The organism is Serratia sp. LS-1, assembly GCF_003719595.1.
Taxonomy (GTDB): Bacteria; Pseudomonadota; Gammaproteobacteria; order Enterobacterales; family Enterobacteriaceae; genus Serratia; species Serratia ureilytica.
The window spans coordinates 2,644,226-2,657,839 of sequence record NZ_CP033504.1 but is presented as its reverse complement, the minus strand read 5'-3'; the positions used below and the strand labels follow the sequence as shown (position 1 = coordinate 2,657,839).

Here is a 13,614-nt window from a genome sequence, read left to right as displayed (position 1 = left end):
AGCACCGTTATCGGAACGGCGGTTCGTTGAAGGTGCGCAGCTTGCGTGAGTGCAGGCGATCGCCCTCGGCGCGCAACAGATCGATGGCGCAGATGCCGATCTGCAGGTGTTCTGAGATTGCCCCTTCATAGAAGCGGTTGGCCTGGCCCGGCAGTTTTATTTCACCGTGCAGCGGTTTGTCGGAGACGCACAGCAGCGTGCCGTACGGCACCCGGAAGCGGTAACCCTGAGCGGCGATGGTGGCGCTCTCCATGTCGACCGCCACCGCGCGGCTGAGGTTGAAGCGCCGCGCCGAAGCGGAGTAACGCAGCTCCCAGTTGCGATCGTCGGTGGTGACCACGGTGCCGGTGCGCAAACGCTGTTTGACCTCTTCACCGGGCATGCCGCTGACCATCTTGGTGGCGTCGTACAGGGCGCGCTGCACCTCGGCGATGCTCGGGATCGGGATATCCGGCGGCAGCACCGCATCCAGCACGTGATCGTCGCGCAGATAGGCGTGGGCCAGCACGTAATCGCCGATCTTCTGGCTTTCGCGCAGGCCGCCGCAGTGGCCGATCATCAGCCAGGCGCTCGGGCGCAGCACCGCCAGGTGATCGCAGATGGTTTTGGCGTTGGACGGGCCGACGCCGATGTTGATCAGCGTGATGCCCTGGCCGGTGCGCGAGATCAGGTGATAGGCCGGCATCTGGTGGTTTTTCCACGCCAGATCGGACACCGCCTGTTCGGGCGCGCTGGTTTCCGGCGTGATGTAGGTACCGCCGGCGCTGGAGAGCGCGATGTACGGGCTGGCCGGATCGGCGATCTGCGCGCAGGCCCAGCGCACGAACTCGTCCACATAGCGGGTGTAGTTGGTGAACAGCACGAACGGCTGGAAATGCTCCACCGGGGTGCCGGTGTAGTGCCGCAGACGCGCCAGCGAGAAATCCGCGCGCAGCGCATCGAAATGCGACAGCGGGAAATGGTTGTCGGTGGTGTGGTACAGGCCGTCGGCGGTCTCGTCACCGATCTGCGCCAGCTCGGTGGTGGGGAAATGCTGCGCGATACCGGCGCTCATTGAGCGATCGAGCGCCAGGCTGGAGCCGTCGATCACATAAGGGAACGGGATCTCCTGCTGCGACGGCGCCACTTCGATATGGGCGGCGTAGTCGTGTTCCAGCATCGCCAGCTGTTCGGCCAGATAGTGGCGGAACAGCTGCGGCCGGGTCACGGTGGTGCTGTAGCTGCCGGGATGGGTAAAGCGGCCGAAGGCGCGGGTTTTGCTCGGGCCGGATTGCTGCCCGTCCCAGCTGACGCGCAGTTCGGGATACACGAACAGTCCGGCGGCGCGCGCTTGCGCATCCGGCAGGGTGCCGTGGCTGATAAAGTCACTGACCGCCTGCCGCAGCGCGTCTACCGCGGCGTCATACAGGGCTTCCAGTTGATCGAGTGCCTGATCGGCGCTGAGGCCGCTGCGAGGTGGGGCATAGCTCATACTTTCTCCTTCGATGTCCCGGCTCTGGCGGGATTGGCGGCGTTTCACCGTCACAGGTTAGCCGAAGAAGGGCGTAAAAGCTTGGTCGAAATGACGGGCGCGGCAAAGAAATTACCGCGCCCGTGAAGGCGGAGAGATCAGGAGGCGGGACTTGCCGCTTCGACCTTCAGCGACACCAGGCCGATGCCCAGCTTCTTCGGCGTGAAGCCGCCGCTGGCGTTCTCTTTCGGCTCGGTCGGCGCCGGCGGGGTAATGCTGATCTTCTGCGCGCCGCGCGGGTTATCGAAGCGCAGGGTGACGGTGCTGTCCTGTTCGCCGAGCGACACGAAGCGCTCTTCGTCGCCGACGCGCACTGAAATCGGTTCGCCGACGTTGTTGCCGTAGGCGCGGGCGCGCAGCACCAGATCGAAGCTTTTCGGCAGCGGGTCGACGTAATCGATGTCGACCGCCGGCGCCAGATTGGCGTCGGACCAGCGGCCCCATTCCTCGACGACGGAGACGCCGGTGATGGCCTTCACCTGTTCCGGCATGCCGGGCAGCATGAACTCGATGGCGTCCGCCCGGTATTTCACCGCCGCGTCGTCCACCTGCAGGCGGGCGACGGCGTTTTGGTAATCGGCGACGCTGTCCGCCGCCGGGCCGGTGAAGTTCACCTTGCCGTTGAAGCGTTCGCCGCTGGCCTGCGCGATCTGCGGCGGCGAGGCGAGGGTGCCGGAGGCCACGCAGATGTCAGTGCTCAGCGCCAACTGCGGCGCCCAGACCCGGCCGATCTCGTAGCATTTATCGACCCAGACGAATTTCTCCCCCGCCCCCAGCCCGGCCAGCTGCTTGCGCAGCGGGGTGGAGAGGTAGACGTTGAACATCGGTTCGATGCGGTTGTCGCCCACCCGCAGGATGAACGGCACCTTGTAGGTGACGCCGGAGAAGCTGAAGCTGCGCTGGCGCGTGTCCACGCTGTAGTCGCTGATGCGGTTCGGCAGGCCCCACTGATTGATCACCGCCGGTTTCCAGCCGTTGATTTTCTCTTCGATATTCAGGAACACCGTAGACAGCGACGGCGCCGACAGGCTGCTGCGGCCGAGGCCGATATAGTTGTCACCGCCCATCACGTCCAGCACCGTGGCGCCGTTATCCAGCGTGCTGCGTTTCTCGTTGCGCTGCTCCGCCTGCGGCCGGGTGCCGTCGATGATAAAGAACAGGTTGCGGCGCTTCTGTTTGGTCAGGATGTCGTAGGCGGTGTTGTTCATCGCCAGATGATCGGAGGACACCACGATCACGGTGTTGCTGAAATAGGGCGAGCGTTTGATTTTGTCGATCAGCGCGGCGATGTGTTGCTGGCTGCAGGCCACCGCGCTCAGCGAGCGGTTTTCCTTGTTCTGCCAGGCGTAGCTTTTCTTGCTGCAGCCGGCGGAGATAAAACCGTCCGGGTGATGGGTATCGACGGTCAGGGTAAACAGCGAGAACGGCTGGCGCTGTTTGGACAGCTCGACAAACTTGCCGTACACCACGTCCAGCACGCTGTCGTCGTACCAGCCCCAGTCGTTTTTGTAGCTCGGATCGGCGACCTGATCGCGCAGCTCTTTGAAACCGTAAACGTGGTCGAAGCCGTGGGATTTCAGGAAGGTGTCTTTACCGGCGAACGCCAGCTCGGCGCCCTGATAGAAAGAGTTGCTGTAGCCGGCGGCCTTCAGCACGTCGCCCAGGCAGACGTTCTCCGGGTAGAAGGTGGAGACCGCGCTGGAGGCGTTGCCGTCGAAGGGCGCGAACAGCGGAATGCCGCACTGTGAGGCGACCATGCCGGCGATGGTGTAACCGGTGCCCGGCAATTGCTGGGTGTTGCTGAAATCGATGCTGTCTGCGCGCAGGGCGTTCAGCTCGTCGGCCAGGCCGGGAAACAGCTCGGTATCGAGGTAGGTGCGCTCCAGGCTCTCGGCATAGATGTACACCAGATTCGGCCGTTTGCCCTGCACGGTCTTTTTCGGCGCCTTGTAGTAGGTGGTGAAATCGGCGGTATCGCCGACGATCTGGCTCTTGACCAGCAGCGAGATGTCCTGAAACGCCGGGGTGGTGCCGACCGAGAACAGCGCCAGCAGCACGGCGACGAGGCTGTAGGCCACGCTGCTGCCTTTGGCCTTGCGGCGCAGCAGGCTGCGGGCCAGCACCGCGAAGATAAGCCCCAGCGCCGCCAGCAGGCCGATGAACGGCAGCACGTATTTGCTGATGCCCGCGCCTTTGAGGCTGCTGGTGACGGTGTAGATCACCGCATCGGTGATGCCGTCGCCGGTGAAGTAGTTGCTGGCGATCAGAATGACGTTCAGCACCAGATAGCTGCCGAGCAGCGTTAGCAGAATGGCGAACCACCAGCGGTTGGCGGCGGCCCGGGTGCGATAAATCAAGATCGACGCCAAAAAAAGAACAAACGAAACGACTGCGAGAACCATCCGCCAAACCTTGTCTGATTGGAAAAAAACGTTGCTGCCCTGGTCTGCGCCGCCGACCGTGCCGCAGCGCGAAAAGTGAAGGGTATAGCCTATTGTCGGCGGCGGAACAACGCGCGATGTCCCGCTCCGGCCGACGGTCGGCGGCTATTGTACATTTTTATGACAATAGTGTGACGTTAATCACGTCGGCGGCGGCCGCGGCGGCGAAATCTTGCTGGTCGGAGGTTTCGCTCTACGCTTAATGAGCGCCACGACGGCGCGTCCATCAGTCATTCAGGAGGAAGTATGCAGACGATTCCCGCCGCGGTACTCGACGATCTGGCCCCGCAAGGCGTGTTGCGCGCGGCGATCAATCTCGGCAATCCGGTGCTGGCGCAGGCCGGGCCCGGCGGTAAACCGCAAGGCGCTTCGGTTGAGCTGGCTGCCGCGCTGGCTCGCGAACTGGACGTGGCGCTGGAGCTGGTGACCTATGACGCGGCCGGCAAGGTGTTCGCCGACCTGGACAGCGGCGCCTGGAACCTGGCGTTTATGGCCATCGAACCGGTGCGCGCGGCGCAAATTGCCTTCAGCGAACCCTACGTGATCATTGAGGGGACTTACCTGGTGGCGAACGACGCGCCTTACTTTGAGGTGGCGCAGCTCGACAGGCCGGAGGTGCGCATTGCGGTCGGCCAGGGCGCTGCGTACGATCTGTTTTTGTCGCGTACGCTGCAGCAGGCGCAGCTGGTGCGGGCGGCAACTTCCGCCGAGGCGATCGCGCTGTTTTTCGAACGCGGGCTGGAGGCGGCGGCCGGCGTGCGTCAACCGCTGCTGGCCGCCGCGGCCGCTCATCCCGGCTACCGAGTGCTGGATGGGCATTTCACCGCCATTCGCCAGGCGATGGCGGTGCCGAGGCAAAAAACGCAGGGCGCCGCCTACGTGAACGCGTTTATCGAACGCTGCAAGGCCAACGGGCTGGTGAAGGCGGCCTTGCAGCGCAGTGGCCAGGGCGAGGTGACGGTGGCGCCGCCGGCCGCCTCGGCGTGATCAGTTCAGCTCTACCGCGTACTGTTCCACCGGGGTGATTTTCTTGATCAGCTTGTTGTCGAACAGGAACTGTTCGTAAGCTTGGTAGCGCGCGCGATCCAACTTGGCCGGATCGCGGGCGAACAGCGGCAGGCTGGCTTGCCACGCCTGTTTGTTCAACTCGGTATTCAGCTCCGGGTGCGCCTTGGCGAACGCCAGCCAGGTGTCCTGCGGGTGCGCATGCAGGTAGTCGCTGCCTTGCTTCAACGCGGCGAGGAACTTGCGGATTTTCGGCTCGTTCACCGCATCGCGGTTGGCGACGATGATTAGCTCGTCGTAGGCCGGCACGCCGTAATCTTCGACGTTGAACACCACCGGCGTCTTGCCCTGCAGCTTCAGCTCCAGCGCTTCGATGTTGCGGTAGCCGCCGATCACCGCATCGACCTGGCCCGCCAGCAGGGCGCTGGTCAGCTGGAAGTTGACGTTGATAAGCTTGATGTCCTGCGGCTTGAGGTGTTCGTGTTCGACCATGGTGGCCAGCGTCGCTTGTTCGATGCCGCTGACCGAGTAACCCACCGTTTTGCCCTTGAGATCCGCCGGCGACGTGATGCTTTTATCCAGCGCGATCACCGTATTCAACGGCGTGTTGATCAGCGTGCCGACGCGCATCAGCGGCAGGCCCTGATCGGCGAAGAAATGCAGCTGCGGCTGATAGGTGATGGCGAGGTCGGCCTGTTTGGCGGCCACCAGCCGCGGCGGCAGCGCCGGATCGGACGGCGGCACGATCTTGACGTCCAGCCCTGCGGCCTTGAAGGCGCCGATCTGCTCGGCCACCATAATCGGCGCGTGATCGGGGTTGATGTACCAGTCGAGCACCAGCGTCAGCTTTTCGGCCGCGCCGGCCTGGCCGGTGATGGCGGCGCCCAGCAGCAGCCCGCAGAGGGTTTGTTTGATCATGGTCGTTCCTTTATCCCTGGTTATGATTGCAATCATCAGTCGTTTTCCGGCGCCCAGGCGATCAGGCGCCGCAGCAGCGCATCCACCGCGGCCCACAGCAGCACGGTCATCAGCACCAAAATAAACAGCGCGGCGAAGCAGACGTCGGTCTGCATGCGCGCGTTGGCGTTCAGCATCACGTAGCCCAGACCTTCGGCCGAGCCGACCCATTCGCCGATGATGGCGCCGATCGGCGCGACGGCGGCGGCCATGCGCAGGCCGGAGCCGAAGGCCGGCAGCGCCGCCATCAGCCGCACGTGCCGCAGCTGCGCCCAGCGCGAAGCGCGCATCGTGCGCGCCAGATCGAGATAGTCGTTGTTGACCCGGCGCAGCCCGTCGAAAAAGGCCGACACCACCGGGAAGAAAATCACCAGCACCGCCATCGCCACCTTGGCGCTCATGCCGAAGCCGAACCACAGCACCAGCAATGGGGCCAGGGCGAACACCGGTATCGCCTGGCTGGTGACCACCAGCGGCATCAGCCAGCGCTGCAGGCGCGGCGAGAAGATCATGCACAGCGCCAGCGCCGCGCCGAGCAGCACGCCGAGCGCGAGACCGCTGACGATCTCCGAAGCCGTGACCAGCGTGTGCCAGGCGAGATAGCCGCGTCCGTCCCACAGCGCCTGCGCCACCGCGCCCGGCGTGGGCAGCAGAAAGGCCGGAATGCCGCTTTGCGCCGCCAGCCACCACAGCAGCAGCAGGCCGATGAAGACCGTCAACCCACGCCGCAGACGGGTGAAGCCGCGCTCTTTGGCGATATTCATTGCGCTGCCCTCACCATTTGCAGCAGCAGCTCGGCCTGGCTTTTCAGCAGGTCGGCGTCATCCGGCGCGCGCGGCGGTTGCCCGCTGATGCGGTGGGTATCGTCGAGGCCCAGCGGCCAAGGCGACAGCACCAGCAGCCGGTGGCTCAGGCGGCAAGCCTCCATCGGATCGTGGGTGATCAGCAGCACGGTGTTTTGCGCCAGCAGCTCGGCGGCCAGGCTCTGGATCTCGGCGCGGGTAATGGCGTCCAGCGCGGAAAAGGGTTCGTCCATCAGCACGATTGGCTGGCGTTCGTAGAGCGTGCGGGCGATGGCGGCGCGCTGGCGCATGCCGCCGGACAGCGCGGCGGGCAGGCTGCGGCTATGCGCGGCCAGGCCTACGCGTTCGAGCAGGTGCGCCGTCCACGCCCGATCCGGCGCTTCGCCGCGCAGCCGCGAGCCGAGGGCGACATTGTCTTCGACGCTCAGCCACGGATAGAGCAGGTCTTTTTGCCCCATGTAGGCGATGCGCCCGGCGATCGGCAGGCCGTCGCTGCCGCTCACCGTGCCCGAGCTGGCCTGCGCCAGCCCGGCGATGATCTTCAGCAGGCTGGTTTTGCCGGCGCCGCTGGCGCCGAGCAGGGAGACGAAGCTGCCGCCGGCGATGTCGAAGCTCAGCCGCTCAAAGATCGTCTGTTGACCGAAGCGCAGAGTGAGATCCCGCACCTGGATGCCGGGCGGGAGGCGCGGGGAGGTCATGAGGCGTTCAGCCCCATTTGCCAAAATGCCGCTTCCAGCTGAGTGGCGGTGGTGAAAATCTGCGCCAGCTCGGTAAAGCGGCTTTGTGCGCCGCGCTGGTGGCCGACGGTTTCCAGCAGTTCGATGGCGGCGTGCACGCCGGCCAGATAGCCCTCGTCGCCGTAGTTGCGGATCCAGGAGGCGTAAGGATTGCCCTCCATTTGGGTGGCGGGATCGTGCAGCAGCCGCAGGCCGATTTCGGCATAACCGGCCACGCAGGGCAGCAGGCCGGCCAGCAGATCGAGGGCGTCGCCGGCATGGCCGATGTCCAGCACGTAGCGAGTGTAGTTCATGGTTTCCGCCGCCTCCGGCTGGGCGGCGATCTGCGCTTCATTCAGCCCCCATTCGGCGCAGTAGGCCACGTGCAGCGGCAGTTCGGCGACGATGCCGTTGAGCGAGGCGGTGGCGGCGCGCATCTCCGGCAGGGTGCGCAGCTTGCTGACCAGCAGCGCGTAGGCGCGGGCGAAGTGCAGCAGGAACAGGTAGTCCTGCGTCAGGTAGCGGCGAAAAGCGCGTTCAGGCAGGGTGCCGGCGGCCAGCTGCTGCAGAAACGGGTGATCGACGTAATTTTGCCAGTGGCTGCCGGCCTGTTGGCGCAGCCGGCCGTAAAGACCGCTTTCGAACAGGGTGGTGATGGACATGGGACCTCCTTGAGTCAGTGGAGATCCGGGCACGCTGAGGTATGAACAGGCAACGGGTGATCGCGCGGTTGCCTAACCGTCCCTTCGCTGGCATGACCCAGATCAGGTTCAAAGGGTTCGGCTTGCGCCATCTCAGCCCGTAACAGGACACCCCTCGGAGCTGCCTGTTATACGACATTTGTTTTTTGATTACAATCGCCGGGCGGCGCGGCGGCAATCGGTTCGTTTAGTGCGATCGGGGGCGATTTTGCTGGCGCAAAGCGCGCGATTTTTGTCACTGTAGGCCCATGTTTTGCCTTTGAGGACGATGCCCGATGAAAAAGATTGGTTTTCTCTCGTTTGGCCACTGGACGCCTTCCGCCCAGTCCGGTACCCGTTCCGCGGCGGATGCGCTGCTGCAGTCCATCGATTTGGCGGTCGCCGCCGAAGATCTGGGGGCGGACGGCGCCTATTTTCGCGTGCACCACTTCGCACGCCAGCTGGGGTCGCCGTTCCCGCTGCTGGCCGCCATTGGCGCCAAAACCCAACGCATCGAGATCGGCACCGGCGTGATCGACATGCGTTATGAAAATCCGCTGTACATGGTGGAAGACGCTGGCGCGGCGGATCTGATCGCCGGCGGGCGGCTGCAGCTCGGCATCAGCCGTGGCTCGCCGGAACAGGTGATCGACGGCTGGCGCTATTTCGGCTATGCCCCGGCCGACGGCGAGACCGACGCGGACATGGCCCGCCGCCATACCGAAGTGTTCCTGGAAGCGCTGCGCGGCGAAGGGTTCGCCGAACCCAATCCGCAGCCGATGTTCCCGAATCCGCCCGGGCTGCTGCGGCCAGAGCCGTTTTCCGCCGGGCTGCGCGATCGCATCTGGTGGGGCGCCGGTTCGAACGCCACCGCCGTCTGGGCGGCGAAGCTCGGCATGCACCTGCAAAGCTCGACGCTCAAGAACGACGAGACCGGCGAACCCTTCCACATCCAGCAGGCCAAGCAGATCCGCGCCTACCGCGCCGCCTGGCAAGAGGCCGGCCACGCGCATGAGCCGCGGGTTTCCGTGAGCCGCAGCATCTTCGCGCTGGTGGATCAGCGGGATCGCAACTACTTCGGCGGCGGTGGCAAGGAGGGCGATCAGCTCGGATATATCGACGCGCAGACCCGGGCGATCTTCGGCCGCAGCTATGCCGCCGAGCCGGACGCGCTGATCGAACAGCTGGCGCAGGACGAGGCCATCGCCGAAGCGGATACGTTGCTGCTGACCGTGCCTAATCAGCTGGGCGTGGATTACAATGCGCACGTCATCGAATCGATTTTAACCCATGTCGCGCCGGCGCTCGGCTGGCGCTAAACGGAGGAGTGGCATGTCACGCATTTTCATTACCGGTTCGGTCGATGGGCTGGGCCGCGCCGCCGCGCAAACGCTGTTGGACGAAGGGCATCAGGTGATTCTGCATGCGCGCGCACCCGGCCGTCTGGACGCGGTGCGCGATCTGCTGGATCGCGGTGCACAGGCGGCGATCGGCGATTTGTCCGATGTGCAGCAGATCCGGCAGCTTGCCGAGCAGGTCAATCGCCTCGGCCGCCCGGACGCGGTGATCCACAATGCCGGCATGTTTACCGGGCTGCAGGTGATGCCGGTGAACGTCATGGCGCCCTACCTGCTGACGGCCCTGATCGAACGCCCCAAGCGTGTCGTCTACCTGAGCAGCAGCATGCATTTTGACGGCGTGGCGGAACTGAACGGCGTGGATTGGCTTGGCGGCGCTGGCGGTTCTTATTCGGACAGCAAGCTGTTCGTCACCGCGCTGGCCGCCGCCGTGGCGCGCCTGTGGCCTGACGTGATCAGCAGCGCGGTCGATCCCGGTTGGGTGCCGACCAAAATGGGCGGCGCGGACGCGCCCGACGATCTGGCGCTGGGGCATGTGACGCAGGCGTGGTTGGTGACCAGCGATGAACCGCAGGCCCTGGCGTCCGGCGGCTATTGGCACCACCAGCAGCGGCTTGAACCTCACGCGGCGGTGCACGATGAGGCGTTTCAAACGGCGCTGTTGGCGCAATTGGCGCGCGCCGGCGGGGCGCACCTGCCGCAGGCTTGATGGCCGTTCCTTCCTGGCCCGCCGGTGATTATCGGCGGGCTTTTTTTATGCCCGCAGGGTGAACCGACGGGGCTTTTCTTATACAGTGGTCGCCTGGCCTGTTTTGATTGTTATTTATATTATCGCCATGCACTCATTCCTGATTATCGTCCCTGAAGGGGGCATGCTGTTCGAAGCGGCGGGCATCGCCGATATCCTGATGCAGGCTAATCGCCTGAGCCCTGCCGAGACGCCGCTGTATCAGATCGCGGTCGCCACCACGCAATCTCACCGGGTGGTGCACGGCCTGTCCGGGCTGAGCCTGTTGGCCGATCATCGCCTGGCGGATCTCGATCCGGCCCAGCCGCGCGATACCGTGATCGTCGCCGGCAAAGGGGCGAGCGAAGAAGAGGGCGCCCTGGTGGCGGCTTGGCTGCGCCGCGCGGCGCCGCAGACGCGCCGTATCGCCTCCGTTTGCGGCGGCGCACTGTTGCTGGCCGAAGCCGGGTTGCTGGACGGACGGCGGGCGACCACCCACTGGCGACTGGCGGAAACGCTGCAGGCGCGTTTCCCGCAGGTGCAGGTCGAAAACGGCCCGATCTACGTGCAGGACGGGCCGATTTGGACCTCCGGCGGCGTCAGCTCCGGCTTCGACCTGACGCTGGCGCTGGTGGAGGACGACTACGGCTTCGTGCAGGCGCGTGAAGTGGCGCAGGATCTGGTGATGTTTCTGCGCCGCCCCGGCGGGCAGGCGCAGTTCAGCCGCTACCCGCTCAACCAGGCCAAATCGCCGGGCCCGATCCGCGACCTGCAGTCCTGGATCCTGGAGAATCTCGCCGACGATCTCAGCGTTGAACGGTTGGCCGAACGCGTGGCGATGAGCCCGCGCAACTTTACCCGCGTGTTCACCCGCGAGACGGGCATTTCTCCCGCCAAATTCGTCGAAGAAGGGCGGTTGCATACCGCCAGACAGCGCCTGGAGCAGAGTGCGCAAGGCATCGAACAGATCGCCCTGGCCACCGGCTTTGGCAACGGCCTTAACCTGCGGCGGGTGTTTGAGCGAAAACTGCAGCTGACCCCGAGCGAATACCGCGAACGCTTTCATGCGCGCAATTTGGCGTAAATTGATCGGTAAACGTCATTTACGCCGCTTCGAGGCAGGGCTAGAGTTGAGGCAAAGCCCAAAACGAGGAGTGCATCATGGTGAGAGTAGGCATTAATGGATTTGGCAGGATCGGACGCAACGTGCTGCGCGCGGCGCTGGGGCGCAGCGATTTTGAAGTGGTGGCGATCAACGATCTGACGGACAGCAAAACGCTGGCGCACCTGCTGAAATACGACACGCTTTCCGGCACGCTGGCGGCCAGGGTGGAAGCCGGCGACAACCAGCTGCTGCTGGACGGCCGGCCGATTCAGGTGTTTTCGCAGCGCGATCCCGCCGAGATCCCCTGGAGCAGCGTGGGCGTTGACGTGGTGATCGAAGCGACGGGCTTCTTTACCGATAAAGCCAAGGCGGAAGTGCACATCACGCACGGCGGCGCCAAGCGGGTGATTATCTCGGCGCCGGCCAAGAACGACGACATCACCATCGTCATGGGGGTTAACGACCAGCTCTACGATCCGGCGCTGCATAAGGTGGTCAGCAACGGCAGCTGCACCACCAACGGGCTGGCGCCCGCCGCGCAGGTGCTGCATCAGGCGTTCGGCATCGAATACGGGCTGATGAACACCACTCACGCCTATACCAACAGCCAGGCGCTGCACGATCAGCCGGAAAAAGATCTGCGTGGCGCGCGGGCGGCGGCGGAGTCTATCGTGCCTTACTCCAGCGGTGCGGCCAAGGCGCTCGGCAAGGTGATCCCCGAGCTGGACGGCCGCCTGACCGGTTATTCACTGCGGGTGCCGGTGCCGGTGGTTTCCATTGTCGATCTGACGGTGACGCTGAAACGCCCGGCGACGGTGGAGGAGATCAACGCCGCTTTCCGCGCGGCGGCGGCGTCCGGCCCGCTGAAAGGGATCCTGGGGTACAGCGATGAACCGCTGGTGTCGAGCGACTATCGCGGCGATGCGCGTTCGTCGATCATCGACGGCCTGTCCACGCTGGTGATCGGCGGCAACCTGGTGAAAGTGCTCGCCTGGTATGACAACGAATGGGGCTTCTCCAACCGCTTGGTCGATCTGGCGCTGCTGATGGAACAACGCGGGCTGTAAACGCCCAACAGCAAAAAGCCCGCTTAAGTTTCCTTAAGCGGACTTCTCTAAATATGGCTCCTCTGACTGGACTCGAACCAGTGACATACGGATTAACAGTCCGCCGTTCTACCGACTGAACTACAGAGGAATCGTGTGAACGGGGCGCATCATATCCAGCGGCTCCGGGTGTGTCAACGCTAAATTGCCCCAGGCGGTGCGACTGCTCGGTATCTGAGCAATAAGCTCGTCAATCAGCCCATTGCGCGTCGTTTTCCGCCTGGTCTCGCAGCAGGCGCGCCAGCGGATCCTGGCGGTAGAAGCGGCAAAAGTGCTGATACAGCGCCGGGAAGCGTTCGGCCAGCAGTTCGGGAGCGCTGAAGAAATACTCCGACAGCACGGCGAAGCACTCGGCCGCATCGGTGGCGGCGTAGGCATCCATGCTGGCGGCCTCTTCGCCGACCATGTCGATCTCGTCCTGCAGGCTTTCCATCGCGGCGTGCAGATCATGTTCCCAGGCGGCCACCTCGCGCAGCGGGATCGGCGGCACGCCGGTGGCGACGCCGCCGTTGCGCATATCCAGTTTGTGTACCGCTTCGTGGATCACCAGATTAAAACCGGAAAGGTCGAAAGAGTCCTGCACGTCTTGCCAGTTGAGCACGATCGGCCCCTGTTCCCAGCTTTGGCCGGACTGCACCACCGGCCCCGAGTGCACCAGGCCGATCTCGTCCTGCCATTCGTCTTCCACCACGAATGGGGTGGGGTAGAGCAGAATTTCGTTGAAGCCGTCGAGGCACTCCGCGCCCAGCTCCAGCACCGGCAAGGCGAACAGCAGGGCGATGCGCGCCTGCATCTGCGAGGTGAGCTGCAGTCCCTGCAGCGGCACGATGCGCTTTTGCTGCAAAATCTGCCCGGCAACGGCCACCAGCCGCTGCTGCTCCTGCTCATTCAGCGGCGAGAGCAGCGGGATCGCCAGCGCGTCCCGCCACTGTGCCTGGGTATCCGCCTCGGGGTGAGAAGGTTGAGTCGCTTTCCACGGCCATTTAATCATCAGGTTGCTCGTAAAGTCGTCACTTGAACGTTCAGCGGTATGCTAATGCTGTAAAAATGCCGTAAAAGCGGGCATGATAGCAAGCGTTGTCAGGAGAGATGCCGGAGCGGCTGAACGGACCAGTCTCGAAAACTGGAGTAGGGGCAACTCTACCGGGGGTTCAAATCCCCCTCTCTCCGCCATTATTCAATCACTTACGAAAAAATCTTTCAACG

The 13,614-nt window shown here is 64.1% G+C and carries 12 protein-coding genes, 2 tRNA genes and 1 riboswitch; of the genes, 6 read left to right on the top strand and 8 right to left on the bottom strand.

Translation table 11 applies throughout. The features are described 5' to 3' along the window. Positions 1-7: 7 nt before the first annotated feature. On the bottom strand, positions 8-1,471 hold the full coding sequence (locus EDY99_RS12780; protein ID WP_123061799.1) for an AMP nucleosidase: 1,464 nt from the start codon (positions 1,469-1,471) through the stop codon (positions 8-10). A 137-nt stretch (positions 1,472-1,608) separates the two neighbouring features. Next, on the bottom strand, positions 1,609-3,912 hold the full coding sequence (gene opgB / locus EDY99_RS12775) for a phosphatidylglycerol--membrane-oligosaccharide glycerophosphotransferase (RefSeq protein WP_123061798.1): 2,304 nt from the start codon (positions 3,910-3,912) through the stop codon (positions 1,609-1,611). A 285-nt stretch (positions 3,913-4,197) separates the two neighbouring features. Between opgB and EDY99_RS12770 the strand changes: the two genes are divergently transcribed. Next, positions 4,198-4,938, top strand: coding sequence for a transporter substrate-binding domain-containing protein (locus tag EDY99_RS12770; protein ID WP_033643683.1), 741 nt, complete (start codon positions 4,198-4,200; stop codon positions 4,936-4,938). Here the strand turns inward: EDY99_RS12770 and EDY99_RS12765 are convergent, their stop codons facing one another. From EDY99_RS12765 to EDY99_RS12750, 4 genes are read right to left on the bottom strand one after another with little or no spacing between them, the layout of a single operon-like run. Next, positions 4,939-5,874: an ABC transporter substrate-binding protein gene (locus tag EDY99_RS12765; protein ID WP_033643682.1), complete on the bottom strand. Its 936-nt coding sequence runs from the start codon at positions 5,872-5,874 to the stop codon at positions 4,939-4,941. Between the two features lie 35 nt (positions 5,875-5,909). Continuing rightward, on the bottom strand, positions 5,910-6,677 hold the full coding sequence (locus tag EDY99_RS12760; protein ID WP_069100808.1) for an ABC transporter permease: 768 nt from the start codon (positions 6,675-6,677) through the stop codon (positions 5,910-5,912). After that, positions 6,674-7,414, bottom strand: coding sequence for an ABC transporter ATP-binding protein (locus EDY99_RS12755; RefSeq protein WP_033651821.1), 741 nt, complete (start codon positions 7,412-7,414; stop codon positions 6,674-6,676). The genes EDY99_RS12760 and EDY99_RS12755 overlap by 4 nt, the downstream gene beginning before the upstream one ends. Beyond that, positions 7,411-8,094 (bottom strand): TenA family protein, encoded by a 684-nt coding sequence (locus EDY99_RS12750; RefSeq protein ID WP_069100809.1) that lies wholly within the window; start codon positions 8,092-8,094, stop codon positions 7,411-7,413. The genes EDY99_RS12755 and EDY99_RS12750 overlap by 4 nt, the downstream gene beginning before the upstream one ends. A gap of 62 nt (positions 8,095-8,156) precedes the next feature. Then, a riboswitch (TPP riboswitch) is annotated at positions 8,157-8,259 on the bottom strand. 149 nt (positions 8,260-8,408) lie between these two features. Between EDY99_RS12750 and EDY99_RS12745 the strand changes: the two genes are divergently transcribed. The 4 genes from EDY99_RS12745 (at position 8,409) to gap (ending at position 12,369) form a co-directional block, all read left to right on the top strand. Beyond that, complete coding sequence (locus tag EDY99_RS12745; RefSeq protein WP_123061797.1) at positions 8,409-9,431, top strand: LLM class flavin-dependent oxidoreductase; 1,023 nt, start codon at positions 8,409-8,411, stop codon at positions 9,429-9,431. A gap of 13 nt (positions 9,432-9,444) precedes the next feature. Then, entirely contained in the window at positions 9,445-10,179 is a 735-nt protein-coding gene (locus tag EDY99_RS12740; protein WP_123061796.1) for an SDR family NAD(P)-dependent oxidoreductase, read from the top strand. Between the two features lie 127 nt (positions 10,180-10,306). Beyond that, on the top strand, positions 10,307-11,281 hold the full coding sequence (locus EDY99_RS12735) for a GlxA family transcriptional regulator (RefSeq protein WP_123062175.1): 975 nt from the start codon (positions 10,307-10,309) through the stop codon (positions 11,279-11,281). Between the two features lie 77 nt (positions 11,282-11,358). After that, the gene (gene gap, locus EDY99_RS12730) at positions 11,359-12,369 is read left to right on the top strand and encodes a type I glyceraldehyde-3-phosphate dehydrogenase (RefSeq protein ID WP_015378397.1); all 1,011 of its coding nucleotides are present in this window, start codon (positions 11,359-11,361) and stop codon (positions 12,367-12,369) included. A 54-nt stretch (positions 12,370-12,423) separates the two neighbouring features. Here gap and EDY99_RS12725 read toward each other — a convergent pair. Both EDY99_RS12725 and mtfA read right to left on the bottom strand, forming a co-directional pair. Continuing rightward, positions 12,424-12,499, bottom strand: a tRNA-Asn gene (locus tag EDY99_RS12725). Between the two features lie 99 nt (positions 12,500-12,598). Next, complete coding sequence (mtfA, locus tag EDY99_RS12720; protein ID WP_046687397.1) at positions 12,599-13,399, bottom strand: DgsA anti-repressor MtfA; 801 nt, start codon at positions 13,397-13,399, stop codon at positions 12,599-12,601. 92 nt (positions 13,400-13,491) lie between these two features. Here mtfA and EDY99_RS12715 point away from each other — a divergent pair. Next, positions 13,492-13,581: transfer RNA gene (locus EDY99_RS12715), tRNA-Ser, on the top strand. Positions 13,582-13,614: the final 33 nt, after the last annotated feature.

Bases quoted from the DNA above. Each gene is read 5' to 3' on its own strand.
- mtfA (WP_046687397.1), bottom strand. From the start codon at position 13,399: ATGATTAAATGGCCGTGGAAAGCGACTCAACCTTCTCACCCCGAGGCG.
- EDY99_RS12740 (WP_123061796.1), top strand. From the start codon at position 9,445: ATGTCACGCATTTTCATTACCGGTTCGGTCGATGGGCTGGGCCGCGCC.
- gap (WP_015378397.1), top strand. From the start codon at position 11,359: ATGGTGAGAGTAGGCATTAATGGATTTGGCAGGATCGGACGCAACGTG.
- EDY99_RS12770 (WP_033643683.1), top strand. From the start codon at position 4,198: ATGCAGACGATTCCCGCCGCGGTACTCGACGATCTGGCCCCGCAAGGC.
- EDY99_RS12750 (WP_069100809.1), bottom strand. From the start codon at position 8,094: ATGTCCATCACCACCCTGTTCGAAAGCGGTCTTTACGGCCGGCTGCGC.
- EDY99_RS12765 (WP_033643682.1), bottom strand. From the start codon at position 5,874: ATGATCAAACAAACCCTCTGCGGGCTGCTGCTGGGCGCCGCCATCACC.
- EDY99_RS12745 (WP_123061797.1), top strand. From the start codon at position 8,409: ATGAAAAAGATTGGTTTTCTCTCGTTTGGCCACTGGACGCCTTCCGCC.
- opgB (WP_123061798.1), bottom strand. From the start codon at position 3,912: ATGGTTCTCGCAGTCGTTTCGTTTGTTCTTTTTTTGGCGTCGATCTTG.
- EDY99_RS12760 (WP_069100808.1), bottom strand. From the start codon at position 6,677: ATGAATATCGCCAAAGAGCGCGGCTTCACCCGTCTGCGGCGTGGGTTG.
- EDY99_RS12755 (WP_033651821.1), bottom strand. From the start codon at position 7,414: ATGACCTCCCCGCGCCTCCCGCCCGGCATCCAGGTGCGGGATCTCACT.
- EDY99_RS12735 (WP_123062175.1), top strand. From the start codon at position 10,307: ATGCACTCATTCCTGATTATCGTCCCTGAAGGGGGCATGCTGTTCGAA.
- EDY99_RS12780 (WP_123061799.1), bottom strand. From the start codon at position 1,471: ATGAGCTATGCCCCACCTCGCAGCGGCCTCAGCGCCGATCAGGCACTC.